The organism is Leclercia sp. LSNIH8, assembly GCF_002920195.1.
Lineage (GTDB): Bacteria > Pseudomonadota > Gammaproteobacteria > Enterobacterales > Enterobacteriaceae > Enterobacter.
Genome location: NZ_PQJY01000004.1, coordinates 64,679 through 90,614, shown reverse-complemented (window position 1 = coordinate 90,614; position 25,936 = coordinate 64,679). Strand labels below are relative to the sequence as shown.

The 25,936-nt window shown below is 57.2% G+C and carries 20 protein-coding genes and 1 pseudogene; 6 read left to right on the top strand and 15 right to left on the bottom strand.

Annotated elements, in window-relative coordinates:
* The first annotated feature begins 181 nt into the window (after window positions 1–181).
* Window positions 182–1,564 carry a diaminobutyrate--2-oxoglutarate transaminase gene (locus C3406_RS12430; protein ID WP_103825048.1) on the top strand — a complete coding sequence of 461 codons (1,383 nt, stop codon included), beginning with the start codon at window positions 182–184 and terminating at the stop codon, window positions 1,562–1,564.
* An 18-nt stretch (window positions 1,565–1,582) separates the two neighbouring features.
* Window positions 1,583–3,049, top strand: a complete 1,467-nt coding sequence (locus tag C3406_RS12425) for a pyridoxal phosphate-dependent decarboxylase family protein (protein ID WP_103825047.1) — start codon at window positions 1,583–1,585, stop codon at window positions 3,047–3,049.
* A gap of 42 nt (window positions 3,050–3,091) precedes the next feature.
* On the opposite strand, the gene C3406_RS12420 is transcribed toward C3406_RS12425, so the two are convergent.
* The 3 genes and pseudogenes from C3406_RS12420 to C3406_RS12410 all read right to left on the bottom strand — a co-directional run bounded on the left by C3406_RS12420 (window position 3,092) and on the right by C3406_RS12410 (window position 6,878).
* Complete coding sequence (locus C3406_RS12420; protein WP_103825046.1) at window positions 3,092–5,293, bottom strand: polysaccharide biosynthesis tyrosine autokinase; 2,202 nt, start codon at window positions 5,291–5,293, stop codon at window positions 3,092–3,094.
* Window positions 5,275–5,739: an arsenate reductase/protein-tyrosine-phosphatase family protein gene (locus tag C3406_RS12415; protein ID WP_103825045.1), complete on the bottom strand. Its 465-nt coding sequence runs from the start codon at window positions 5,737–5,739 to the stop codon at window positions 5,275–5,277. The genes C3406_RS12420 and C3406_RS12415 overlap by 19 nt, the downstream gene beginning before the upstream one ends.
* Window positions 5,739–6,878, bottom strand: a pseudogene (locus C3406_RS12410) (polysaccharide export protein). Before C3406_RS12410 ends, C3406_RS12415 begins: the two are co-directional and overlap by 1 nt.
* A 497-nt stretch (window positions 6,879–7,375) precedes the next feature.
* Between C3406_RS12410 and C3406_RS12405 the strand changes: the two are divergent.
* Entirely contained in the window at window positions 7,376–7,708 is a 333-nt protein-coding gene (locus tag C3406_RS12405; protein ID WP_103825044.1) for an RcnB family protein, read from the top strand.
* Between the two features lie 85 nt (window positions 7,709–7,793).
* Here the strand turns inward: C3406_RS12405 and apbC are convergent, their stop codons facing one another.
* Entirely contained in the window at window positions 7,794–8,903 is a 1,110-nt protein-coding gene (apbC, locus tag C3406_RS12400; protein ID WP_103825043.1) for an iron-sulfur cluster carrier protein ApbC, read from the bottom strand.
* Between the two features lie 165 nt (window positions 8,904–9,068).
* Here apbC and metG point away from each other — a divergent pair, with 165 nt between their 5' ends.
* Window positions 9,069–11,102 carry a methionine--tRNA ligase gene (gene metG, locus C3406_RS12395; RefSeq protein WP_103825042.1) on the top strand — a complete coding sequence of 678 codons (2,034 nt, stop codon included), beginning with the start codon at window positions 9,069–9,071 and terminating at the stop codon, window positions 11,100–11,102.
* 118 nt (window positions 11,103–11,220) lie between these two features.
* On the opposite strand, the gene C3406_RS12390 is transcribed toward metG, so the two are convergent.
* The 3 genes from C3406_RS12390 to C3406_RS12380 are packed head-to-tail and all read right to left on the bottom strand — an operon-like array spanning window position 11,221 to window position 14,139.
* Window positions 11,221–11,691 carry a YehS family protein gene (locus C3406_RS12390; protein WP_103825041.1) on the bottom strand — a complete coding sequence of 157 codons (471 nt, stop codon included), beginning with the start codon at window positions 11,689–11,691 and terminating at the stop codon, window positions 11,221–11,223.
* Window positions 11,692–11,737: 46 nt separating this feature from the next.
* Window positions 11,738–12,457, bottom strand: coding sequence for a two-component system response regulator BtsR (btsR, locus tag C3406_RS12385; protein WP_103180279.1), 720 nt, complete (start codon window positions 12,455–12,457; stop codon window positions 11,738–11,740).
* Window positions 12,451–14,139 carry a sensor histidine kinase gene (locus C3406_RS12380; protein WP_103825040.1) on the bottom strand — a complete coding sequence of 563 codons (1,689 nt, stop codon included), beginning with the start codon at window positions 14,137–14,139 and terminating at the stop codon, window positions 12,451–12,453. The genes btsR and C3406_RS12380 overlap by 7 nt, the downstream gene beginning before the upstream one ends.
* A 218-nt stretch (window positions 14,140–14,357) precedes the next feature.
* On the opposite strand from C3406_RS12380, the gene mlrA reads away from it, so the two are divergent.
* Together mlrA and C3406_RS12370 are read left to right on the top strand one after the other, a co-directional pair.
* A complete protein-coding gene (gene mlrA / locus C3406_RS12375; RefSeq protein WP_103825039.1) occupies window positions 14,358–15,092 on the top strand; it encodes an HTH-type transcriptional regulator MlrA in 735 nt (244 codons plus the stop codon).
* 59 nt (window positions 15,093–15,151) lie between these two features.
* On the top strand, window positions 15,152–15,265 hold the full coding sequence (locus tag C3406_RS12370; protein ID WP_072036698.1) for a protein YohO: 114 nt from the start codon (window positions 15,152–15,154) through the stop codon (window positions 15,263–15,265).
* Here the strand turns inward: C3406_RS12370 and C3406_RS12365 are convergent.
* The 8 genes from C3406_RS12365 to bglX form a co-directional block, all read right to left on the bottom strand.
* Window positions 15,240–15,977, bottom strand: coding sequence for an ABC transporter permease (locus C3406_RS12365; RefSeq protein WP_103825038.1), 738 nt, complete (start codon window positions 15,975–15,977; stop codon window positions 15,240–15,242). The two genes, C3406_RS12370 and C3406_RS12365, sit on opposite strands and share 26 nt — an antisense overlap.
* Window positions 15,974–16,909 (bottom strand): ABC transporter ATP-binding protein, encoded by a 936-nt coding sequence (locus tag C3406_RS12360; protein ID WP_103825037.1) that lies wholly within the window; start codon window positions 16,907–16,909, stop codon window positions 15,974–15,976. The genes C3406_RS12365 and C3406_RS12360 overlap by 4 nt, the downstream gene beginning before the upstream one ends.
* Window positions 16,902–18,059, bottom strand: coding sequence for an ABC transporter permease (locus C3406_RS12355; protein ID WP_103825036.1), 1,158 nt, complete (start codon window positions 18,057–18,059; stop codon window positions 16,902–16,904). Before C3406_RS12355 ends, C3406_RS12360 begins: the two co-directional genes overlap by 8 nt.
* Window positions 18,060–18,078: 19 nt before the next feature.
* Entirely contained in the window at window positions 18,079–18,996 is a 918-nt protein-coding gene (gene osmF / locus C3406_RS12350) for a glycine betaine ABC transporter substrate-binding protein OsmF (protein WP_103825035.1), read from the bottom strand.
* 70 nt (window positions 18,997–19,066) lie between these two features.
* Window positions 19,067–20,302: an MFS transporter gene (locus tag C3406_RS12345; protein ID WP_103825034.1), complete on the bottom strand. Its 1,236-nt coding sequence runs from the start codon at window positions 20,300–20,302 to the stop codon at window positions 19,067–19,069.
* A 50-nt stretch (window positions 20,303–20,352) separates the two neighbouring features.
* On the bottom strand, window positions 20,353–21,912 hold the full coding sequence (locus tag C3406_RS12340) for an MFS transporter (RefSeq protein ID WP_103825033.1): 1,560 nt from the start codon (window positions 21,910–21,912) through the stop codon (window positions 20,353–20,355).
* A complete protein-coding gene (locus C3406_RS12335; RefSeq protein WP_103825032.1) occupies window positions 21,909–23,261 on the bottom strand; it encodes a glycoside hydrolase family 28 protein in 1,353 nt (450 codons plus the stop codon). The genes C3406_RS12340 and C3406_RS12335 overlap by 4 nt, the downstream gene beginning before the upstream one ends.
* A gap of 321 nt (window positions 23,262–23,582) precedes the next feature.
* Complete coding sequence (gene bglX / locus C3406_RS12330; RefSeq protein WP_103825031.1) at window positions 23,583–25,880, bottom strand: beta-glucosidase BglX; 2,298 nt, start codon at window positions 25,878–25,880, stop codon at window positions 23,583–23,585.
* Between the last annotated feature and the right edge of the window lie 56 nt (window positions 25,881–25,936).

The following is a 25,936-nucleotide window of genomic DNA, read 5'->3' as shown; positions in this document are numbered from 1 at the left end:
TACCATGCGGGGTTACGCCTTACGCGCGTTGATTCAACGCGCGTTACAAAACGATAAACAATTAACCATTGAGCCCCGGGCAAAAAGGCTCTATATTGGCCGCGTTTTTTGAGGCCCTTCTCATTTTTTTCATTAATTATTCAATCGGAGCCACGTGCTGAGCTGCGGTTGTAGGAGTGATATGATGACGGATAAAGTCCGTATTGATACTTTGAATGCTTCTTCTTTCAAAACCAACGAAACCTATCTGGCCCGTCAGGCCGAAATGGAATCCAATGTCAGGAGTTATCCGCGCAAACTGCCTTTAGCTATTACCAAGGCGGAAGGGGTGTGGATCACCGATGCGGATAATAAAGAGTATCTTGATTGCCTGGCCGGTGCGGGAACGCTGGCGCTGGGTCATAACCATCCTGATGTGCTGAAAAGCATTCAAAGTGTCATTACCAGCGGCTTGCCGTTACATACCCTGGATCTGACGACGCCGTTAAAAGATGCGTTCTCAGAATACCTGCTCTCCTTGCTGCCAGGTCAGGGTAAAGAGTACTGCCTGCAGTTTACCGGCCCATCCGGTGCAGACGCCGTTGAAGCCGCGCTGAAGCTGGCGAAAAAAGTGACTGGCCGTAGCGGCATTATCAGCTTCTCCGGTGCTTATCACGGCATGACCCACGGCGCACTGTCCGTGACCGGCAACCTCTCTCCGAAAGAAGCGGTTGACGGCATGATGCCTGAAGTTCAGTTCATGCCTTACCCACACCAGTACCGCTGCCCGCTGGGTATCGGTGGTGAAGCGGGCGTGAAAGCGCTGGCCTACTACTTCGAAAACCTGATCAACGACGTGGAAAGCGGCGTGCGTAAACCTGCTGCCGTGATCCTGGAAGCTGTCCAGGGCGAAGGCGGTGTGAACCCGGCGCCGGTTGAATGGCTGCAGCGCATCCGTAAAGTGACCGAAGAACACGGCATTCTGCTGATCCTCGACGAAGTTCAGGCTGGTTTTGCCCGTACCGGTAAATTCTTCGCCTTCGAACACGCAGGTATTCAGCCAGACATCGTGGTGATGTCGAAAGCTGTAGGCGGCGGTCTGCCGCTGGCCGTTCTGGGTATCAAAAAGCAGTTCGATGCCTGGTCTCCGGGTCACCATACCGGTACTTTCCGTGGCAACCAGCTGGCGATGGCTACCGGCCTCACCACCCTGCAGATCCTCAAAGAGCAGAACATCGCCGATAAAGTTGCCGCCCAGGGCGAGTGGCTGAAAGCGAAGCTGGTTGAGCTGCAGAAACGCTATCCGGTTATCGGTCACGTGCGCGGTCTGGGCATGATGATCGGTATTGAGATCGTCAAACCGCACGAAGCTGCCGACCATATGGGCTGCTTCCCGGGCGACGGCGAGCTCTCTGCGCTGATCCAGAAGAAGTGCTTCGAAGCGGGCCTGATTCTGGAGCGTGGCGGCCGTAACGGTAACGTTGTGCGTCTGCTGCCTTCCCTGCTGATCAGCGATCAGGAGCTGAATGTGTTCCTGGACAAATTTGAGCAGGCGCTGCTTGCTGCGGGCGTTCGCCCAGTTTAACCGGAGACAATGGATAGAATGTCAGATTTAAACCCGATTTTGTCGTCCTCGGCGCAAAGCATCGAAGCCTACCAGCAGGCGATCGAGCAGAGCACCCAGGCGGTCATGCAGTGGCTGAAACAGCCGGAAATGTACCAGGGTAAAACGGTCGCCGAGCTGCGCGAACGTATCAACCTGGAATTCAGTCCGGAAGGGCTGGGCAACGAAACCGCTATTGAGCGTGCCGTTGAATATTTCCTGAAAGACAGCCTGGCGGTGCATCATCCGCAGTGTGTAGCGCATCTCCACTGCCCGAGCCTGGTGGTAAGCCAGGCGGCGGAAGTGATGATCAACGCCACTAACCAGAGCATGGACTCCTGGGATCAGAGCCCGTCCGCGACCATTATCGAGATAAAACTGATCGAGTGGCTGCGTACCCGCCTGGGTTATCAGGCGGGCGACGCTGGGGTCTTCACCAGCGGCGGCACCCAGAGCAACATGATGGGTCTGATGCTGGCGCGCGATGCCTTCTTTGCGCGTCAGGGCCACTCCGTCCAGCAGGATGGTCTGGTGGGCGATCTGCGTAAGATCCGGGTGCTGTGCTCCGAGAGCGCGCACTTCTCCGTGCAGAAGAACATGGCGCTGATGGGCCTCGGCTACCAGTCCGTTATCCAGGTAAAAACTGACGAATGTTCGCGCATGGATCTGACCGATCTGGCCGCGAAAATTGAGCAGTGCAATGCCAACGGCGAACAGATTCTGGCGATCGTTGCCACCGCAGGCACCACCGATGCGGGCGCTATCGATCCGCTGCGTGCTATTGCAGAGCTGGCGGCGAAGCAGAATATCTGGGTTCACGTCGATGCGGCATGGGGCGGCGCGCTGCTGATGTCCGAGAAGTATCGCGATTACCTCGACGGCATCGAGCTGGTGGATTCCGTTACTCTGGACTTCCACAAGCAGTTCTTCCAGACCATCAGCTGCGGCGCGTTCCTGCTGAAAGAGGCGCGTCACTATGAGCTGATGCGCTATCAGGCGGCGTACCTGAACTCTGAGTTCGACGAAGAGGCTGGCGTACCAAACCTGGTGTCCAAATCCCTGCAGACCACCCGTCGTTTTGACGCGCTGAAGCTGTGGATGAGCCTGGAAGCGTTGGGCGAGAAGAAATACGCTGAGATCATCGATCACGGTGTCACCATGGCCCAACAGGTTGCGGCGTATGTCACTGAGCAGCCGCGACTGGAACTGGTCATGCCGCCGCAGCTGGCGAGCGTTCTGTTCCGTTTCCGTCCGGAGCATCAGCTGGATGACGCGGCCATCGCGCTGCTCAACCAGAAGATTGGCGATGCTCTGCTGGAATCAGGCCGCGCTAACGTGGGTGTTACCGAGCATAACGGTGTCACCTGCCTGAAGCTGACCCTGCTGAACCCAATTGTGACCCTGGAGGATGTTAAAGTCCTGCTGTCACTGGTGGAACGCACGGCGAACGAGCTGCTGGCTAAGTAAGTTGTCCCCCGGCAGCGCTCGCTGCCGGGTCTCTCTCTTTCGTTATCTCGCTTTACTCTTCTCGTTTCCGTGCTGCCCGGCAGAATAGCCATAAGCATCATAACCGGAAGCATAATAGCTGGCTGCCGATTTCACGACGTCGTTCAGAATCGCCCCTTTGATGTTGACCCCCATCTGCTGTAAACGATGCTGGCTGACCTCCATCTCGCGAACGCTGGTCACGTTAAACCGGGCCACCAGCAGGGTAGAGGCGGCGATCTGACCTACCAACGCAGCATCGGTGACCGCCAGAACCGGCGGCGCGTCGACAATCACTATGTCGTACCGTTCGCTGGCCCAGGCCATAAATTCACGAAGACGATCGTGCGATAGCAGCTCAGCGGGATTAGGCGGATACTGCCCGCAGGTCACAACATCAAACTGTCCGCTGGTGTAAGTCTGAATCGCCGCCTGGAAGGTCACTTTGCCTGACAGCACATCCGATAAACCGGCGTCATTGCGCAACCCAAAGATGTTATGCACGTAGCCTTTACGCATATCAGCATCGATAAACAGCACCCGTTTATCGACCTGCGTCACCAGCGCCGCCAGTGAGGTACTGACCAGTGTTTTACCGCAGTCCTGAGTCGGGCCGCTGAACATGAGAATATTATTTGCGGCATCCATCATCGCAAAGTGCAGGCTGGTGCGTAACCCGCGCACTGCTTCTACAAAATTATCCAGCGGCCTGTCGACGGGTAAGAATGGCACATCTTTGATTTTATGCCGCCTGGAGTAGTTGAAGAAATAGCGGCCGCCCGCCCGGGTTTTATTATGCAGCCAGACCGAATGGGGCAAGGTGGCATAAACATTAATGCCCTCTTTTTCAAGCTGTTCCGGAGCGTTTATGCCGCGTCGTAGCGCCGCTTTCGCCAGTACGCACCCTGACGAGAGGAAGAATCCGAACAGGGTCATGAACGCCACAATTGTCGCCTTGCGCGGCTTGATAGGCTCAGGGTGCGTGGCTGCCGAGTCGATAATGCGCGCATTGCCAATCGTGCTGGAACGGGAGATATTGAGCTCCTGCTGACGGGTCAGAAGCTGAAGATAAACCGCCCGATTGGTATCCACGTCGCGGCTCAGGCGCAAAACCTGCTGCTGCGTAGACGGCATCGTCTCCACACGCTTGTTCAGTCGTTCACGTTCGCTTTCTAAAGTCTGCCGCTTTTCACGCAGCGCCCGATAGGTTGGATGGTCCTTTTTAAAGTGCTGAGAAACCTCCGCCTCGCGGAAAGTGAGCTCGTTGAGCTGATTGTCAACGTTAACAATCTGTTCCAGCACTGACTTGGCTTCCAGGGTTAAATCCACCGAGTCACGCTGTTTACGATAGGCATTGAGACGCTCCTCGGCCTGCTCCAGCTCTTGCTGCACCAGCGGTAGCTGGCGTTGCAGAAAGTCGAGGCTCTGTGAGTCCTGGGCGGCCTGGCGGGCAATATTCTGCTGCAGATAGTTGTGCATAATATGATTGAGCGTGCTTTTGATCTGCACAGGATCGTGGCCAGTCAGACTCAGCATCAGGATCCCGCTCTCTTTACCCTGCTCGGTCACGCTAAACTGACGGCTCAGGGCATTGATCACCTCCAGTTGCCCACGTTGCCGAACCTTGAATTGTGTGCCAGGCGGTGCCGACAATTCGCGAACGGTAATGCTCACCCCGGCATGCTGCACGGGGGTACCTACCGTGCCGCGCGCACTGATGCCCTCTCCTTGCAGCAGAAAACGTCCGTTATCTTCGGCGGTCAGGGTCAGTATCATCGGCTTGCCTGGAATTTCAGGGATCGTCAAATTATCCAGAATCAGCGTAGCGGCGGGTTGACCGGTAAGCTTCGCCCATGCTTTGCCTATCAGCGGCAGGCGAACCTGGGTTATTTCATCGCGTAAGCGCAGCGCCTCCACCGTTTTACCCAGGATCATTCGCGATTTCAGTATCTGAATTTCGGCGCTGGAATCTGATGAAAGCGTCGGTGTCAGCTGATCTAAGGTTTTAAGAATGCTGTTCTGCTGCTTATCTTCTATTTGTACCATCGCATCGGCGAGATAGACCGGTGATGCAAAGAGTGCATAAAACGTTCCCAGAAGCACAAAAATTAGCGTAATGCCGAGAATAGCAACGCGATGATCGATTAACTCTCCCAGAAGACGCGCCAGATCAAGCTCATGATGACTGTCAGCATGACCCTGGGTATTTACAATGTTCGACGGCATGTACGTAATCCCTTAACGGTAAGTCGGTTGGCCCATTCCTGGCTTGCTTCGCCAAGCAGGCGAAAAACATATTCAAAAGCTTCCATGCTTTTGCCGTACGGATCGGGGATCTCTTGTTCCCTCAGCCATTGCCCAAACAGCAAGGCTTTGCCACGCGCCTCAGGCGCGATAAGCGAGATCCGGTTTATTTGCTGTGACTCCATGGCCAGGAGCAGATCGTATTCACGCATCATCGCTGCCGTCAGCGGGCGGGCCACATGATCCGCCAGGGACAGGCCATGCATGGCAGCGACTTTTTGCGCATAACGATCCGCCGGGTACCCGGCAAGACCGCGAATACCTGCTGATGCGATGGTTAACGAGGGTAACTGTTGCTGTAACAGACGCTCTCCAATCGGGGAACGGCAAACATTTCCCGTACAAATCACCAGAATGGATCGGATCATTATTCAGGCCACGATTTAATAAAGCGCACAGTTTCGGTCAGATCATGCACACCGCTGATCGTCGGCACCAGTTGCGTCAATACTCTGTTCCAGCGTGAAACAGGCGCGGTGGTGACATAGACGATATCGTAGGGCTGAAGCTGAAATTCAGTGCCAAGCACCATCGCAGACGCGTCGCGGGCATTGAGTTGGTAGATACGCGCGATTTTGCCGTCCTGGCTGTTCTTGCCGTTGGAGCGAATGACGAAGATGCCGGTGGCATCGGCCATGCTCTGGTTCAGGCCACCCGCGTTCGCCAGGGCTTCTGCCAGCGTCATGCCGCTGCGATCCATCTTGAGGGTGCTCTGTTTCACCACTTCACCCATGACAAAAACTTTCAGGGCATCATTGCGTGGTACGAACAGAATATCGCCCGGCCACAGCAGCCTGTTTTGCGTCAGGTCTCCGTGCTGCATCAGTGCATAGAGAGAAATCCGGGTATCCTTACCCTTATGCGTCAACACGACATTTCGCCAGTCTGCATCCGTCGAGAGGCCACCCGCCGCGTTGATCGCATCCATAATGGTCAGAGGGATATTGGTAATTGGCTGCTGCCCTGACTTCACCACTTCGCCAGTGACATAGGCTTTTTGCGAACGAAACGCCGCGATACTGACATCGACCTACGGGCTTTCAATCACCCTGTCCAGTCGGGCGGTGATCTCTTCGCGCACCTGGGCGAGCGTTTTTCCGGCAACGTGCAGCTTGCCGACGTAGGGATAAAAGAGCGTTCCGTCTGCGCCGACCCAGTTTCCGGTGTCGCTTGCGCTACGGTATTGCCCGGCAGGGGTAGTGAGCTCGGGGTGATCCCAGACGGTGATCATCAACACATCTCCGGGGCCTATACGGTACTCCCAGCGCTTTAATTGTTCATCCAGACTCGGATTTGCCTGAGATTTCACCTGGCTTGTTCGAAGCTGTTCAATCACTGAAGGCGTTAATGGCCAGACATCCATTTTCTTATTTAAATCATATGGATTGTCGCTAACTGCAATATTATTTTTCCCAGAAGTGTTTATATGTTGACCGGGCGTAATGGTGCAGCCTGTTAATAATAATGCGCAAAAAATACTTACACTGGAGCGGAGTGGTGTTGTCATTAATAAGAGATACTCTAATATATTCCGTTAAATGCCCATCAATTTCCCTGTAGCTCCCATTAAATTTGCCACATCACTTAACTTAAAATTTTACTTGCGATCAAAGAGTTACAAGGAAACAACCTAATAAAAAAACACTAGCTGTACTGGAGATTGTCTGGTGATATCTTTGAAAAGAGGAAAACCAAAACAACACAAATTAATTAAAAAGCATCATAAACACTTCACAAAAAAATTAACATAGTACATTAACGGCTATTATGTCCGAACGCGTCATTTTCGGAATTTATAAATACAAAAATAAATAATATAAATTTAAATTAGGAAATGAATTCACTATATAAATAATTAAGTCTGGCCAGAGCAACGTAAGGATGTGTTGATTTGTTACATTTTTAACGCACTTAGCCAACCGGCAAAACATAAAATAGACTATCTGTTGCTCAGCCACGAAACGGCAGAACAAGAGTAATGGCCACGGTAAATCTGGAGATAAAATGACTAAAGGTAAAATTCTACTTCTGGGCGTATTGATATCACTGGCGAGCACGGCATTTGCTGCGCCACAAGCCACAGCGGCCCCCTCTGGCATCCAGGCCTATGAGGAACAGGAATTTGTAGCCGATTTTACGAAATACAAGATTGGTGATTTCGCCCCGGCGCAGTACCTGACACCTGAGTACACCATCAAGCAGTATAAGCTGCGTAACCTGCCTGAACCGGATGCGGGGACCCACTGGACTTACATGGGCGAGAACTACGTGTTGGTAGGCGATACTGACGGTAAGATCTACAAAGCGTATAACGGCGATATCTTCTACCACCGTTAATCGCTTATTGCGCCGGGTGACGCTTCGCTTACCCGGCCTACCCTAACTTGTAGGCCCGCGCAAGCAAAGCGCCCCCGACAAAGCCTTACACCGCGCGGAACGCGATATCGCCCGGGATCACCTCACCCTGCCAGTAAAGCTGTGCGGCAACGCGGTTTGCCAGCTGACGATACATCTCAGCAAACTCACTTTCAGGACGGTTGACGACGGTCGGCTTGCCGCTATCCAGATCTTCACGCAGCGTAATGTGCAGCGGCATCTGCCCCAGCAGCTGGGTATGATACTGCGCAGCCAGTTTTTCTGCCCCGCCGGTACCGAAGATGGCTTCATGGTGACCGCAGTTGCTGCAGATATGCATGCTCATGTTTTCAACGATACCCAGCACCGGCACCTCTACCTTCTCGAACATCACAATGCCTTTTTTGGCATCAATCAGCGCGATGTCCTGTGGAGTGGTGACGACCACCGCACCGGTAACCGGGATGTTCTGCGCCAGGGTCAGCTGAATGTCACCGGTGCCCGGCGGCATATCCAGCACCAGATAATCGAGATCCGGCCACATGGTCTCCTGCAACATCTGCATCAGCGCTTTGCTGGCCATCGGCCCGCGCCACACCATGGCGTTATCGTCGGTGACCAGATAGCCAATGGAGTTGGTCGCCAGACCGTAAGCCATAATTGGCGCCATGTGGGTGCCATCCGGGGAGGTCGGACGCTGATTTTCCGCGCCCAGCATGTTCGGAATTGACGGACCATAGATATCGGCATCCAGGATACCGACCTTCGCCCCTTCGGCGGCCAGCGCCAGCGCCAGGTTCACGGCAGTAGAGGATTTACCCACCCCGCCCTTGCCGGAGCTGATCGCGATGATGTTTTTCACACCATTGATGCCCGGATGGTTCTTCACCCGTTTCAGGGTGGCGATGGTATGGGTCAATTTCCAGTCGATGGCCTTCGCCCCGGTGATGCGCAGCAGTTCGGCGCTGGTTTGCTCCTTCAGCGTCTCGAACGCATGGCTCCAGACGAACGGCATATGCAGTTCGACATGCAGGGTATCATCCAGCCACGCCACGTGATGTAACGCTTTCAGCGTGGTGAGATTGTGCTTCAGGGTGGGGTGCTGAAAATTAGCCAGCGTCCCGGCAACCATTGCGCGCAAGGCTTCCGGTGATTTGGCCTGGGATTGAGAACTCATCCCGACTCCTTTGTAGTTGTTCTGAAAAAGAGATGTAATTACCAAGTTTACCCCAGAGGTAACAATTATTCATTTATGGATTAATGCCCTTATCACTTGGCGTAGTTATTCCCTTTCGGGTAACATCAAAAACCCTTTTCACAGCTAAAAGAAGTAATACCTACTATGACTCAAGTCGCGAAAAAAATTCTGGTAACGTGCGCTCTGCCGTACGCTAACGGCTCCATCCACCTCGGCCACATGCTGGAGCATATCCAGGCTGATGTCTGGGTCCGTTACCAGCGAATGCGCGGCCACGAGGTAAACTTCATCTGTGCAGACGACGCTCACGGCACGCCAATCATGCTGAAAGCGCAGCAGCTGGGTATCTCCCCGGAGCAGATGATTGCCGAAATGAGTCAGGAGCATCAGACCGATTTTGCTGGCTTCGACATCAGCTATGACAACTATCACTCCACGCACAGCGACGAAAACCGTGAGCTGTCGGAGCTGATCTATACCCGTCTGAAAGAGAATGGTTTTATCAAAAACCGCACCATCTCTCAGCTCTACGATCCAGAAAAAGGCATGTTCCTGCCGGACCGTTTCGTGAAAGGCACCTGCCCGAAATGTAAGTCTCCGGACCAGTATGGCGATAACTGCGAAGTGTGCGGCGCAACCTACAGCCCAACCGAGCTGATTGAGCCGAAGTCCGTGGTTTCCGGCGCGACGCCAGAGATGCGTGATTCCGAACACTTCTTCTTCGACCTGCCGTCGTTCAGCGAAATGCTGCAGGCGTGGACCCGCAGCGGCGCGCTGCAGGAGCAGGTGGCGAACAAGATGCAGGAGTGGTTTGAATCCGGCCTGCAGCAGTGGGATATCTCCCGCGATGCGCCATACTTCGGCTTCGAAATCCCGAACGCACCGGGCAAATACTTCTACGTCTGGCTGGATGCGCCTATCGGCTACATGGGCTCCTTCAAGAACCTGTGCGACAAGCGCGGCGATACCACCAGCTTCGACGAATACTGGAAGAAAGATTCCACCGCCGAGCTCTATCACTTCATCGGCAAAGACATCGTTTACTTCCACAGCCTGTTCTGGCCTGCCATGCTGGAAGGCAGCGGTTTCCGCAAGCCAACCAACCTGTTCGTCCACGGCTATGTGACTGTAAACGGCGCGAAGATGTCCAAATCCCGCGGCACCTTCATTAAGGCCAGCACCTGGCTGAACCACTTTGATGCCGACAGCCTGCGCTACTACTACGCGGCGAAGCTCTCTTCCCGTATCGACGATATCGACCTGAACCTGGAAGATTTCGTCCAGCGTGTTAATGCTGACATCGTGAACAAAGTGGTCAACCTGGCTTCCCGTAACGCCGGCTTTATCGCCAAGCGTTTCGACGGCGTGATGGCGGCGGAACTGGCGGATCCTGAGCTGTACAAAACCTTCACCGACGCGGCTGCCGTAATTGGCGAAGCGTGGGAGAGCCGCGAGTTTGGTAAAGCGGTGCGTGAGATCATGGCCCTGGCCGACCTCGCTAACCGCTACGTTGACGAGCAGGCACCGTGGGTAGTTGCCAAACAGGAAGGCCGCGACGCTGACCTGCAGGCTATCTGCTCCATGGGGATCAACCTGTTCCGCGTGCTGATGTCTTACCTCAAGCCTGTTCTGCCGCAGCTGGCCGCGCGTACCGAAGCGTTCCTGAACACCGAACTGAGCTGGGACAGCATCAATCAGCCGCTGCTCGGCCATAAGCTGAACGCCTTCAAGGCGCTCTACAACCGCATCGAGATGAAGCAGGTTGAAGCCCTGGTTGAAGCGTCGAAAGAAGAGGTGAAAGCCGCAGCCGCGCCGGTTACCGGCCCGCTGGCAGACAATCCGATTCAGGAGACCATCAGTTTCGATGATTTCGCCAAAGTCGATATGCGCGTTGCGCTGATTGAAAACGCGGAATTTGTGGAAGGCTCCGACAAGCTGCTGCGCCTGACCCTCGATCTGGGCGGCGAGAAGCGCAACGTCTTCTCCGGCATTCGTTCCGCCTACCCGGATCCGCAGGTGCTGATTGGTCGCCACACGGTGATGGTGGCGAACCTCGCGCCGCGCAAAATGCGCTTCGGCATCTCTGAGGGGATGGTGATGGCCGCAGGTCCTGGCGGGAAAGATATCTTCCTGTTAAGCCCGGACAGCGGGGCGCTGCCTGGTCATCAGGTGAAATAAATAAAAAAGCCGGAGTTAATCTCCGGCTTTTTTTATACCCTTTTGCCGGGTGGCGGCTTCGCCTTACCCGGCCTACATAACCCGTAGGCCCGTGCAAGCACAGCGCCGTCGGGCAACATTACGGCTTCGCGGCATGCACCCGGTTGGTGAGCCCACGCAGGAAGTAGCGCAGGAACTGATCCCCACACTCGCGGTAATTTTTATGGTCCGGCGCGCGCATCATGGCGGTGATTTCCGGCATTGAGACGCGGAACTTTTGTTCGGTCATAATGGCCAGAATATCGTCGGTTTTCAGCGAAAAGGCGATGCGCAGTTTCTTCAGCACCGTGTTGTTGTTTACACGACGCTCCAGCGACAGCTCAGGCGCAGATTCATCTCTGCCACGCTTGTGGTAGATAAGGCCGTTCAGAAAACCGGAGAGGATGATGTCCGGGCAGCGAACAAACCCCTCCTCGTCCTCTTTGGTCATCCAGGTGTCGAACCCGGCCGAGGTGGATTCCATGTCGGCAAGCGCAAGAATGCGCACCATGTCGTTGTTATTGGCTTTCAGGGTGTAGCGCAGGCTACGAAGAATATCATTACTGAGCATAGAGCCTTCGAGTGTCGATGATGCAATGGCGCGCAGTGTAGCAGTTTTACAGCCCTATCGCCTCTTTCAAACTTTTCAGGTAGCGACGGCTGACCGGCACCGTCTGTCCGGCACGCAGCACCAGTTCCGCCTGGCCGTTCTCTTCAAGGCGGATCTCTTTCAGATGGGCCATATTCACCAGGTACTGGCGATGACAGCGCAGCAGCGGCGTACGGCTCTCCAGGGTGCGCAGCGTCAGCTCGGTAAAGCCCTCTTTGCCTTCGTGGCTGGTGACAAACACCCCGCTCATCCGGCTACTGACAAAGGCCACATCCTCCATCTGCAGCAGATAGATCCGGCTGTGGCCGGTACAGGGGATAAACTTCAGCGGCTGCTGGTGTTCCGCCAGCAGTGATACGTCCTGCACGTTGCGCTCCTGGCGCAGACGGTTGAGGGTTTTTTCCAGCCGCGGCTCTTCGATGGGTTTCAGCAGATAGTCAAAGGCGTGCTCTTCGAACGCTTTTACCGCGTACTCATCAAAGGCGGTGAGAAAGACAATGTAGGGACGATGTTCCGGGTCGAGCATGCCCACCATCTCCAGGCCGCTGATGCGCGGCATCTGGATATCCAGAAACAGCACATCGGGACGCAGCTTGTGCACGGCACTAATGGCTTCAATGGCGTTAGCGCACTCGCCGACAATCTCTATATCGCTGTGCTCCTGCAGCAAAAATCGCAGGTTTTCTCGCGCTAAAGGCTCGTCATCGACAATCAGCACATTCAACATGCGTGTTCCTCCAGAGGCAGTCGTAAGGTTATACGGGTAAAGCTATCGGGCTCACAGGTAACGGTAATGCCGCAGTTCTCGCCAAAATGGGCGCGCAGGCGTTTGTCCACCAGCCCCATTCCCAGGCCTCCCCCCTCTTTTGCACCGCTGTAGAGCCCGGCGTTGTCTTCTATATTCAGCACCAGATAGCGGTTAAAGCGGCTGGCAGTGATGGTTATCTCACCGATACCCAGCAGCTGGGAGGTGCCATGCTTGATGGCGTTTTCGACAATCGGCTGCAGGGTAAAGGCTGGCAGCTGCTGCCAGGCCAGCTCATCCGGCACCGACAGCGTCACCTGCAGACGCGACTGGAAGCGAGCCTGCTCGATTTGCAGATAGGCATTCACATGCTCTATTTCATCCGCGAGGGTGACAATTTCCGACGGCCGCTTCAGATTCTTACGGAAAAAGGTCGAGAGAAATTGCACCAGCTGCGTTGCCTGCTCGCTGTCCCGACGGATCACTGCCTTCAGGGTGTTGAGGGCGTTAAACAGAAAATGCGGGTTCACCTGCGCATGCAGGAGCTTGATCTCCGACTGGGTCAGCAACGCCTTCTGCCGCTCATACTGCCCGGCGAGGATCTGCGCCGAGAGCAGCTGGGCGATCCCCTCCCCCAATGTACGGTTGATGGAGCTGAACAGGCGGTTTTTCGCTTCATACAGTTTAATGGTGCCCATCACCCGCTGGTTTTCGCCGCGCAGCGGGATCACCAGCGTCGAGCCCAGCTTGCACTGCGGATGCAGTGAGCAGCGGTACGGCACTTCGTTTCCGTCGGCGTAGACTACCTCACCGGTCTCGATGGCGCGAAGCGTATATGCAGACGAAATCGGTCTGCCTGGCAGGTGGTGGTCGTCCCCGGTGCCGGTAAAGGCCAGCAGTTTTTCGCGATCGGTAATGGCGACCGCGCTGATATCCAGCGCCTGATGGAGCACCTGCGCCACCTTCATGCTGTTCTCTTCGTTAAAGCCCTGACGCAGGATCCCCTCCGTCGAGGCCGCGACATTGAGCGCCGTTGCCGAAAAGGCCGAGGTGTACTTTTCAAACATGGCCCGCTTATCGAGCAGAATGCGCATAAACAGCGCGGCGCCTACGGTGTTGGTGACCATCATCGGCGCGGCAATGCTGCCCACCAGATGCAGGGCATCTTCGAAGGGACGGGCAATGAGCAAAATGATCAGCATCTGCACCAGCTCGGCCACCAGGGTTATCGCGCCTGCGGTAAGGGGGCTGAAGACTTTATCCGGGCGACCGCGGCGGATCATCACACTGTGGACGAGGCCGCCAAGCAGCCCTTCGACAATGGTCGAGATCATACAGCTCAGCGCCGTCATGCCGCCCATTGAGTAGCGGTGCAGCCCCCCGGTCAGCCCCACCAGTCCGCCGACAACCGGGCCGCCGAGCAGGCCGCCCATCACCGCGCCAATCGCACGGGTGTTGGCAATGGAGTCTTCGATATGCAGGCCCAGATAGGTGCCGAGAATGCAGAAGATAGAGAAGGTAACGTAGCAGAGCAGCTTGTGCGGCAGACGAACGGTGACCTGCATCAGAGGGATGAACAGGCGTGTTTTACTCATCAACCACGCGATGACCAGAAACACACACATCTGCTGAAGCAGCAGCAACACCAGATTAAATTCGTACATACTCACAAACCGCAAATTCTGAAAGCGCGTAACATACACCGAAGCGCAATAACTTTCTTTGCAGTCAAAGGACGAAAATGTGTTTTCGTGTTAGCCATCACACCTTTAGCCGAACATAATCTGATATTCGCATTATTTGTGCAAAAAAAGAGCGAAACTTCCTGGTTCGGGATTCTCCGTCTACAGTTAATCTGGGCATCCGCAAGCCGGGGGAAAACATGGCGCTCTACACGATAGGAGAAGTGGCACTCCTGTGTGATATCAATCCTGTGACGTTACGGGCATGGCAACGACGATATGGATTACTGAAACCGCAGCGAACCGACGGCGGCCATCGGCTGTTTACGGATGCGGATATCGACCGCATCCGTGAGATCAAAGGCTGGATCGATAACGGCGTGCAGGTCGGGAAGGTCAAAACGCTATTGAGCCCGGAAGGTCAGGAGGTGCAGGATATCTGGCGCGAACAGCAGGAGGTGCTGCTGCGTTATCTGCAGTGCGGCCATTTGCACCGCCTGCGTATCTGGATCAAGGAGCAAGGCTGTGAATACCCTGCGCAAACCTTAATTAACCAACTGTTCATCCCGTTACGCAGGCGTCTGCAATCCCAGCAGCCTACGCTCCAGGCGCTGCTGAGCGCGCTGGACGGGGTGCTTATCAACTACATTTGCATTTGTCTGGCTACGGCGCGAAAGAAGAACAGCAAGGATGCGCTGGTAGTGGGCTGGAACGTGCACGATACCACACGCCTGTGGCTGGAGGCGTGGATTGCGGCGCAGCAGGGCTGGCGCGTCGATGTGCTGGCGCATTCGCTGCCACAGCTGCGCCCGGAGCTGTTTGACGGACAGACCCTGCTGGTCTGGTGCGGAGAGTCACCGACGGCGGCACAGGAGCAGCAGCTGACCCAGTGGCAGGCGCACGGCTATCCCGTCTTCCCGCTGAAAGGCAATTAATGGTTCATTAACACCCGCGCTTCACCGTATAATCGCCCTGTTAACATCAGGAGCACATTATGAAGGCAACCAAAGTCGCGGTTATCACCCTCTTCTTTCTCATGGCCGTCAGCGGTATTGGGGGCGTGATGCTGGCAGGTTATTCGTTTATTGTCCGTGGTGGTGTCGGCTGAGGCTTCGCGCCAGCCGTTCAAAGGCGCGATCGACCACAATCGCCGCCAGTGCCACCAGCAGCGCACCCTGGATAATATAGGCGGTATTAAAGCCGCTTAAGCCGATAATAATCGGCGTCCCCAGCGTATTTGCCCCCACCGTTGAGGCGATGGCCGCGGTACCGATATTCACAATCACCGAGGTGCGGATCCCCGCCAGCATTACCGGCGCGGCCAGCGGCAGCTCGACGTTGCGCAGGCGCTGCCAGCCACTCATCCCCATTCCTTCGGCTACGCTGATGGCCGCCGCGGGCACTGCCGCCAGCCCCGCCAGCGTCGCCTGTAAAATCGGCAGCACCCCATAGAGGATCAGCGCGATAATCGCCGGCTGCTGACCAAAGCCCATCACCGGTACCGCAATAGCCAGCACCGCCACGGGCGGGAAGGTCTGCCCGACGGCGGCGATGGTCTCCACCAGCGGGCGAAACTCCCGGCCCGCCGGTCGCGTTACGGCAATCCCGGCGCCTGCACCCACCACGATGGCAAAAATACTGGAGATGCCGACCAGCCAGAAGTGGGCGAGCGTCAGGCTAACGAAGCTCTCCTGCTGGTAGACCGGGCGCGGCAGCTCCGGGAACAGCGCGCTGAAGAGCGGCGCGCTGTAGGGCATCAGGAACAGGAGCGCCACAAACAGCGCCACCAGCCACAGAAGTGGATCGCGTAATAGCCTCACGACGCCTCCCGTGCCAGCAGATCGCGAAACCAGAGCGTGCCGCACGGCTTTTCCTGGTCGTCCACCACCGGCAGACGTTCACAGCCCTGACTGACAAACGCCGAGAGCGCATCCCTCAGGCTCATGGAGGCCCGCAGCGGGCTGGACTCGCCCGAGGTGATTTCCGGGCGCATCGACTCGCCGACCGTGCGCAGCGACAGCAGGCGTACGCCCAGTTCGCTGCGGCCAAAAAACTCGCGCACAAATCCATTCGCCGGTCGGGTCAGCAGCGCCAGCGGCGTCCCCTGCTGCACCACTCTGCCGCTGTCCATCAGCACCAGGTGGTCTGCCAGCCGGAGCGCCTCGTCGATATCGTGAGTTACCAGAACTATGGTCCGCCCCAGAATGCGATGGATGTGGGTCATCTCCAGCTGCAACGCGCTACGGGTGACCGGGTCAAGGGCGCCAAAAGGTTCATCCATCAGCAGCACCTCCGGGTTCGCGGCCAGCGCCCGCGCCACACCGACCCGCTGCTGCTGCCCGCCTGAGAGCTGGTGCGGATAGCGCTCACGCAGGGCGGGATCCAGCCCCAGCAGCGCCATCAGCTCATCCACCCGATCGTCAATCTGTTGCCGCGGCCATTTTTGCAGCTGCGGCACGGTGGCGATATTGCGCGCCACCGTCCAGTGCGGGAAGAGACCGATGGACTGAATGGCATACCCCATCCGCCGACGCAGCTCCAGCACCGGCAGGCTGCGGATCTCCTGCCCGGCAAAGCGGATCAGACCGCTGTCGTGCTCCACCAGTCGGTTGATCATCTTCAGGGTGGTCGATTTGCCCGAACCCGAAGTACCCACCAGCACCGTGAAGGCCCCTTCGGCAAAGGTCAGATCCAGATTGCTGACCGCGGGCTCGCCGGCAAAGGTTTTACTTACATCATCAAATTCAATCATCGGTTCTCCTTTGCAGCAGGGCGATCCACAGCGCAAACAGCGCATCAACCACCACCGCCAGCACGATGGTGGGTATAACGCCCAGCAGCACCAGATCCAGGGCGCTGCTCAGCAGCCCCTGGAACACCAGCGCGCCGAATCCTCCGGCGCCAATTAAGGCCGCTATCACCGCCATCCCCACGGTCTGCACCGCCACTACGCGCAGGCCGCGCAGCAGCACCGGCAGGGCCAGCGGGAGCTGGATCTGCCAGAAGCGCTGGCGGCTGTTCATCCCCATCGCGTCGGCGCTCTCCAGCACCTCGGCGGGCACCTGGCTGAGCCCCGCCAGCACCCCGCGCGCCAGCGGCAACAGGGCATAGAGCACCAGGGCGATCAGCGCGGGCGTCATGCCGGTTCCGGCAATGCCCAGCGACGACAGCCACGGCCAGGCGCGGGTCAGCCCGGCAAGGGGGGCAATCAGCAGACCGAACAATGCGACTGAGGGGATAGTCTGAATGATATTGAGCACCGCAAACACCGGCCCCTGGGAGGCCGGACGGCGATAACAAAGCAGCCCCAGCGGCACGCCAATGAGCAGGGCCGGGATGAGAGTGCCCAGCAGCAGCGTGAGGTGCTGCTGCCCGGCATCGTTAAAGACATCCTGCCGGTTGGCGTACTCTTTCATCAGCGAGAGGGCGTTGAGTTCGCCGCTGAACAGCAGCAGCAACGGCAGGATCCAGATTTGCGCCTGTAGCAGCCAGCGCCAGAGCGGCGACAGACTAAGCCGACGAATGGCATCGCTGCAGGCGAGCAGGCAGAGCGCCAGCCAGAGCCACAGGCCGCTGCCCACGGCAGTGCGCGCCAGCGGACTTTCGCTGCTGGCAAGATGCGTGGCGGCAAGCCCCGCGCTCCAGACCAGCGCGGCGAACAGCAGCTCGCACACCACAAGCGTCGCCACCACTGCCCAGCGCCCACGCATCAGCGAGAGTCCCAGCAATAGGCCCGGCACAATAAGCAGCAGCGCAGGCGAGAACGCCCACACCTGCCAGACGGCGCGCCCTTCCCCGGACACCAGCCGGTTCGGGGCGAAATTCACAAAGGGTAGCGCTCCTGCTGCGAGGGCAATGAGAGCCATCAGCAGCAGCACGCGGTTATGACATCTTATCGGCACAGCACAGTCCTGCGGCGGGTTATTTCACCAGCCCTTTTTGCTTCAGGTAATCTGCCGCCACTTTTTTGGCATCCAGCCCTTCGACTGCAATGCTGGCGTTCAGCTGTTGCAGGGTTTTCTCATCCAGCGTTTCAAATACCGGCTTCAGCCAGGCGTCCAGCTCCGGGTAGGCCTTCAGCACCGCTTCGCGCACCACCGGCGTCGGGGCATAGATCGGCTGAACGCCTTTCGGATCGGTCAGGGTTTGCAGGCCCAGCGCCGCTACCGGGCCGTCGGTACCATAGGCCATCGCCGCATTCACGCCCGAGGTTTGCTGGGCAGCCGCTTTGATGGTGACAGCAGTATCACCACCCGCCAGCGACAGCAGCTGGCTCTGATCGAGCTTGAAGTCATAGGCTTTTTCAAAGGCAGGCAGGGCATCCGGGCGTTCGATAAACTCGGCTGAGGCGGCAAGTTTAAAATCACCCTTCTCTTTCAAATAGCGGCTGAGATCCTCAAGGGAAGTGAGTTTGCCTTTCTCCGCCACATCCTTGCGTACCGCGATGGTCCAGGTGTTATTCGCCGGAGCCGGGGTCAGCCAGATTAGCTTGTTCTGTTCGGCATCGAGTTTTTTCACTTTCTCGTAGCCATCCTTTGCATTTTTCCACGCCGGGTCGTTTTCGTCTTTAAAGAAGAAGGCCCCGTTGCCGGTGTATTCCGGGTAGATATCCAGTTCGCCGGAGGTGATGGCGCCACGCACTACCGGGGTAGTGCCAAGCTGCACTTTATTGACGGTTTTGACGCCGTGGCTCTCCAGCACCTGCAAAATAATGTTGCCCAGCAGCGCCCCTTCCGTATCAATTTTCGACCCGACCTTTACCGGCTCCGCCGCCTGTAATGGCAGGCTCAACGCCGCCATCAGCGCCGTTGAGCTAACAATCCCCTTTAAAATAGTCATTCCGCTTTCCTCATGATTTTGCCGCCTTTTTCAGAGGCTTGAGAGAAAAGCGTAGTCGATAAGTGGCGTTTTAGCGCGTCTCAGGCAGTTTTAACGGCAGGGTAAGCACGCTGGCGGCAAAGTAGAGTATGGCGATCACCCACAGCGTCCCCTCCACGCCTAGCGGGGCCACGCAGAGGGTGACAATCAACGGCCCGACAAAGTTACTCAGGCCGGAACCCAGATTGAGGCAGGAGATCGCCGCGCCTTTGTTATCAGGAAGCAGGGAGGGGATCAGCGCGCTGAGCGGCCCAAATGCCCCGAGCCCAATGGCATAGAGCGCTAAGGCGCAGAATAGCGCGAGCTCGCTGTCACCAAACAGCACCGGCGCGTAGCATACCGCCACCATCGCCAGTCCGCACAGGGTGCCGGAGAACCAGACCACCGTGTTGCGCCAGCCGATGGTGTCCCCCAGCCAGCCAAAGAAGTAGCTGGCAAAAATATTAACCACGTTCACCAGCCCCCAGATGGTGAGCCACGCCGCGATGCTGAAGCCAAAGCGCGGCAGGTAGACCGGCATCAGGATCACCAGCGAAAATTTACCGATGTCGTTGATGGTTTTGACGATCACCGCGAGACGCATTTTTGGCTCCCGCACCAGCACCATGATCCCTTCAGTGAGTGCCGCCCCCAGGCTGCCGCCCTGGGCCGTCTGCGGCCGATCGCGGTTGAGCACCAGCGCGCAGAACGCCCCCAGCACCACAAAGATAAAGCCGCTCAGCAGGGTCGCGGTTTCGCCGATCCGCGGCAGCATCAGGCTGGCGTACCACGGCCCGACGATCGTCATCCCCACGCCAAAGGCGATCCAGAACCAGGAAACCGCCCGCCCCAGGATACGCGGCTCGCAGCGCTGGTTGATCCAGACCAGAAACGAGTAGGCAAACAGCGGGTAAGCCACGCCGCGCAGAGCGTAGCTGGCGACCATCAGGGGATAATTCCCCTGCGGCAGGGCATAGCCGATAAACGGGATCGAACCGAGAAAATAGACCGCCGTGGCACCCCACATCAGGCGACGCAGACCCAGTACCCCCGCGCCAATCCCCGAGAACCAGGAGATCACTGCCACGCACAGGCCGAACACCGATGAGAGCAGGCTGATGTGAAACGCGTCATAGCCGCGGTTTTGCAGCATCGAGGCCAGCCAGCTTTGCTCGATGGTGGCGCCAGTAATAAACAGGAAAAGGCCGATAAAGCCCCAGCTCAGTTCCCGGGGCAGACCCAGTCTGGCCCAGATCCCTTGCTGAATATATACGCTGTGTTCTGTCATGTGCTTCGTCCTGAAAGACCAGGCGCACAGGCCCGGTCAGAATAGGAGGATCAGGCGTTGTTAAATTGCGGGGAGGTCTGTCGCGCCATCATTCGTTTGCGATTGAGATAGCCAACACTATTCTCGCCCCAGCAGTGCTCATACGGCATACCGGTCAGGCTTTCGATAACCGCACGGTTTTCCGCGCTGACGGTCGCCTTGCTGCCCCCCTGCTTCAGTCGTGCCACCTCTTCGTTCAGAATGGCGTGCGTGCGGCTGTTAACGCGGAACTGGAAGGCCGACCAGATCCCCCATACGGTGAGGATCACCGGCAGGACAATCATGATCACCATAATCATATGGATGGCCGACTGCGGCTGTGCGGATTGCCCGGAGACAAAGCCCGACATCTGCAATGCCACGCCGACGAGGAAAATTGACATCGCCTGAGAGGCCTTACGCAGCAGGCTCATAAAGCCGGCAAAGATCCCCTCCCGACGCTGACAGGTGAGGATCTCGTCCACATCCGCCACGAAGGTGTAATTATTCCATGGAATGGCGTAGATCCCGCCGCGCGCCAGGCCGGCAATCGCCGCCCCGGCATACAGCAGCACCATCCCGCCAGTCTGATGGAAGTATGCTGACACCAGCAGGGCAAAGGCCACCAGCGCCATTGAGGCTTGGGTGGCAAAGGCCCGGGACGGGGAGTAACGCAGGGTCAGCCAGGTGGCGATCCCGACGCCAAAGAACTGCAGAGCGTTGATCACGCCGAGCAGGTTAGAGGCCATCACCGACGAGGTCATCAGGGCGAAGACCACGAAGTAGGTGAAGACGGAGTTGAAGATATCCTGCGCCACTGAACCGCCCAGATACATCCCAAGGTGCGATCTGAACGTCTTGATTTTCAGCGTAGAGACAAAATCGTAATAGATTTGGTACGCCCGGGTCGCCAGCGGCGCTTTCTCCTCCTCGTCGGCGTGGGCTTCGCTCTGCTGGATCTCCTCCAGCGAACGTTCCCAGGTGCCGAAGTAGACAAAGAAGAGCACAATCATAAAGGAGACGGTAAAGATGGCACCGGTGTAGAAAAACGACGCCGAGGTTTCCGGGCCGAAGTACGCCACCAGCCGTCCCGGCAGGAAGGCGGCAGCAAAACCGGCCAGCTGGGCGATGTACATGCGGGCGCTGGTGAGTTTAGAGCGCTTTTTGAAGTCGGAGGTCATCTCTGCCGACAGGGTGTCGTAAGGGATGATGATCATGGTGTAGACAATCTCAAACAGGATGTAGAACAGCAGGTACATCCAGTAGTTAAAGCCCTCCACCCACAGCAGGCTGTAGACCGACACCAGCGGAATGCTGGCCAGCAGGAAGAAGCGGCGACGGCCAAAGCGGCGGCCCAGCGCCGTCTTGTGGAAATTATCGGAAATGTAGCCGATGACCGGACACATGATCACATCGACAATACACGCCACCGCAAACAGCGAGCCCGCCTGAATCGGTGTCAATCCGCAGAAGGTGGTTAAGAAAAACAGCAGCCAGGCGCTGACAAGCGTGAAGGCGCCGGAGCCAATCACATCTGCCAGCCCGTAACAGACATAGTTACGCAGTTTTATTTCTCGCACTTTTTTTATCATTTTCTATTCCCTGTATTCGCCGGGTAAGTTCGGATGCTCTCTTCATCCCAGCCCGCAGGTAACGGCAGCGGACGGGTAATCTGGATGGCGTGCAGCTGTAATCCCTCAACGCCTGCGGCATAGAGCGCGGGCAGTCCGTGCGGATAGCGTTCTACACCGTGGGCGCGCCCCGTTTGCGGATTGACGAGATAGGCGTTATCCAGTCCCATCCCTGTCGGGCGCGCGGGGTTGCAGGGAGGGCGCACGTCATAGCAGCCCTGCTCGTCGCTGGCGCTCAGGCGCTGAGAGAAGCTCAGCCCGTTAAAGGTGATGTTGTGAATGGCGCCTGGCACGTCGCTGTGCAGGTTGATAGCCCCTTCCCCGCTTCCGCTGAGGCTTAGAAAGGTGACCTGGCTTATCTCGCCCGGCGTGACGTCGGGCGCGCGGTGGCGGACGGAGACAAAGACCGGATCGGCTTTTCCCCAGTGGCAGGGATCGCCGTGCCGGCAATCAAAGACGATATTGCTGAACAGCATCTGGCTGAACCGTCCGCCGTCGCGGGAGACCAGGCCGATGGCGCGGTTGGATTCGAAAATGACGCAGTTGCTGACCACCAGGTTGCGGATATCGGCAAAGGTCTCGGTGCCCACTTTGATGGCGCAACTTTTGGAGCGAATGATGCAGTTATTGACCGTGACGTTCTCCATCGGCTGCTGCAACGCTGCGCTTTTGGCGGTGGTCTTCAGGCAGATGCCGTCGTCGGCGGCGCTGAAATAGCTGTCGCTGAGGTGAACGTGCTGGCAGCTGTCGAGATCCAGCGCATCGGTATTGGAGAGCGCCAGGTCGTTATCAATGGTGATCTGTTTGATGAAAACATGCCTGCAGCTGACCAGGTGCGCGGTCCACATGGGCGCGTCATACAGCGTGATATCGGCGATCCGCACCTGCTCGCACCCTTCCAGCACCAGCAGGCGCGGACGATGGGTTTTCGGCTGACGGTAGCCCTGGGCGTCTGGCGTTGGCGCAAACCAGGCGCTCGCATTACCGTCGATACAGCCTGAACCGCTCAGGGTCAGATGATGGGCATCACGTCCATAGAGGAGCGCCATCCTTGAAAGCTCGGCCATGCTTTGGGTTTCGCAGGCCTGGTAGTCCGCCTCATGGGGGCTCGCCAGCAGACGCGCACCGGCTTCCAGATGCAGGGTGAAGTTTGACGGTAATACCAGCGTGCCCGTCAGGTAGGTACCCGGCGTGATCACCAGCGTCCCGCCACCGGCCTGAGCGAGGGTCGTAATCAGCCCCTGGAGGAGATCGGTGACGGGAGTCAGGCCGTTGCGGTCGAGAACGACATTTTCTAACGAGAGCTTCATGTTGATACCTGTCAGCTGTTAAGTGACAGGCATTTAACGCCGTTTTATCCCCCCGCTCGCGGGCCGTATTTGGGGATTTTGAGCGAAGAGTGAAGATCGTCACGCCAGAATAAGGTGGTAGAAAGCGCTTTTGATGGGGTTCACGTTTTCTCAGGGGCGGCAAAAATGAAGTGTGAAAATCATCACAAATCACCTGCCAGGAAGGGATAAAAAAGAGGGATTCAGGTCGGTTTCAGGCGGGACTGGAAAAAAATTGCGGGGCCGATCACGAATCAGGTGAGGCGGCCCCGTCTGGATATTGCCCGGCACCGCCGGGCTTTTTTACAGCAGCTCGAACTCACCCTTGTTTACGCGGGCAGAATCCGTACCGATGAAGACGTTGAATTTGCCTGGCTCAGCGTCATATTTCATCTGCTGATTCCAGAACTTCAGCGCATCCACGTCGATTGGGAAGCTGATGGTCTTCGTTTCACCCGGTTTCAGGTTGACCTTCTCAAAGCCACGCAGCTGTTTTACCGGGCGGCTCATGGAGGCAGTAATATCCTGAACGTACATCTGAACCACCGTCTCCCCTTCACGTTTACCGGTGTTGGTGACATCCACGCTGGCGGTCACCGTGCCATCCGCCTTCATGGTCGGGGCCGACATTTTCACCTCAGAAACCTTAAAGGTGGTGTAGCTCAGGCCATAACCAAACGGATAGAGCGGACCATTGGCTTCGTCAAAGTAGCGCGAGGTGTACTTGTTCGGCTTGTCGGCGTTGTAAGGTCGGCCAGTATTCAGGTGGCTGTAATAGACCGGGATCTGCCCCACCGAGCGCGGGAAGGACATCGGCAGTTTACCCGACGGGTTGTAGTCCCCAAACAGCACGTCGGCAATGGCGTTACCGCCCTCGGTACCGGCGAACCAGGTTTCCAGAATCGCGTCAGCCTGCTGATCTTCTTTCACCAGCGCCAGCGGACGGCCATTCATCAGCACCAGCACCAATGGTTTGCCGGTGGCTTTCAGCGCGGTAATCAGATCGCGCTGGCTTTGCGGCAGGGTGATATCGGTACGGCTCGAGGCTTCATGCGCCATCCCCTGGGCTTCACCCACCACGGCCACTACCACATCAGACTGCTTCGCAGCATTCACCGCTTCGTCAATCATCTCCTGGGCGGAGCGTGGATCGACTTTCACCGCCTCTTCATACTGGTTGAGGAAGGTGACGATATCTTTATCGTTGGTGACGTTGGCCCCTTTGGCGTAAATCACTTTGCCCTTGTCGCCCAGCGCGTCTTTAATGCCGGTCAGCACGGTGACCGACTGATCCGCCACGCCTGCCGCAGACCAGCTGCCCATCACGTCGCGTTTGCTGTCGGCCAGCGGGCCCACCACCGCCACGGTGCCGGATTTCTTCAGCGGTAGGGTCTCGAGACGGTTTTTCAGCAGCACCAGGCTCTCACGCGCCACTTCACGCGCCTCTTTACGATGCAGGCGGCTTTCGGCGTTGGTGTCTACCGGGTCAGACTCTTTTGGCCCCAGGTGGCTGTACGGATCGTTAAACAGCCCCATATCATATTTGACGTTCAGAACGTGGCGCGTGGCGTCGTCCAGCTCCGCCATGGTGACCTTACCGCTCTTCACCAGACCCGGCAGGTACTTGCTGTAGTACTCGTCGCTCATGCTCATGTTGATGCCGGACTTCAGCGCCACCCGCACCGCATCTTCCGGATCGGCGGCCGTGCCGTGCTTGATCAGCTCTTTGATCGCCCCATGATCGGAGACAGTGATGCCCTTAAAGCCCCACTGGTCACGCAGAACTTCTTTCAGCAGCCAGCTGTCAGAGGTGGCCGGCGTCCCATTCAGCGAGTTCAGGGCTACCATCACCGCGCCGCTGCCAGCATCCAGGCCCGCTTTGTACGGCGGCATATAATCGTTGAACAGGCGCTGCGGGCTCATGTCGACGGTGTTGTACTCTTTGCCGCCCTCCACGGCGCCATAGGCGGCGAAGTGTTTGACGCTGGTCATCACCGAGTAGCGATCCGCCGGGCTTTTGCCCTGCATCGCTTCGACCATGGTTTTACCCATCGTCGCGGTGAGATAAGTATCCTCCCCGAAGCCTTCCGAGGCGCGGCCCCAGCGCGGATCGCGGGAGACGTCCACCATCGGCGCCCAGGTCATGTTGAGGCCGTCGTCCGCTGCTTCGTATGCCGACACGCGGCCCACGGTTTTCACCGCCTCAAGGTTAAAGGAGGAGGCAAGGCCGAGGGTAATCGGGAAGACGGTACGCTGGCCGTGAAGCACGTCAAAGGCGAAGAAGAGTGGGATTTTCAGGTGGCTGAGCTCCATCACCTGATCCTGCATTTTGCGGATATCCTGGCGGGTGACGGTGTTGAAAATCGCCCCCACCTGCCCGTTTTTAATCATTTCGCGAATGGCTTCTTTCGGATTATCCGGTCCGACGCTGATGAGGCGCAGCTGGCCGATTTTCTCATCAACCGACATCTTCGCGAGCAGGTCGGTTACAAATGCGTCCCGGGCTTCCGGCGTTAGCGGATGATTGCCAAACAGGTCGTCAGCCAGCGCGGGTTGCAGCGCCAGACTTACAGCCACACCTACAGAACAGAGCCATTTCATCTCGTTTACTCTCTCATCAATAACCGCCGGATAGTCGCGGCCAGACCGTACGAAAA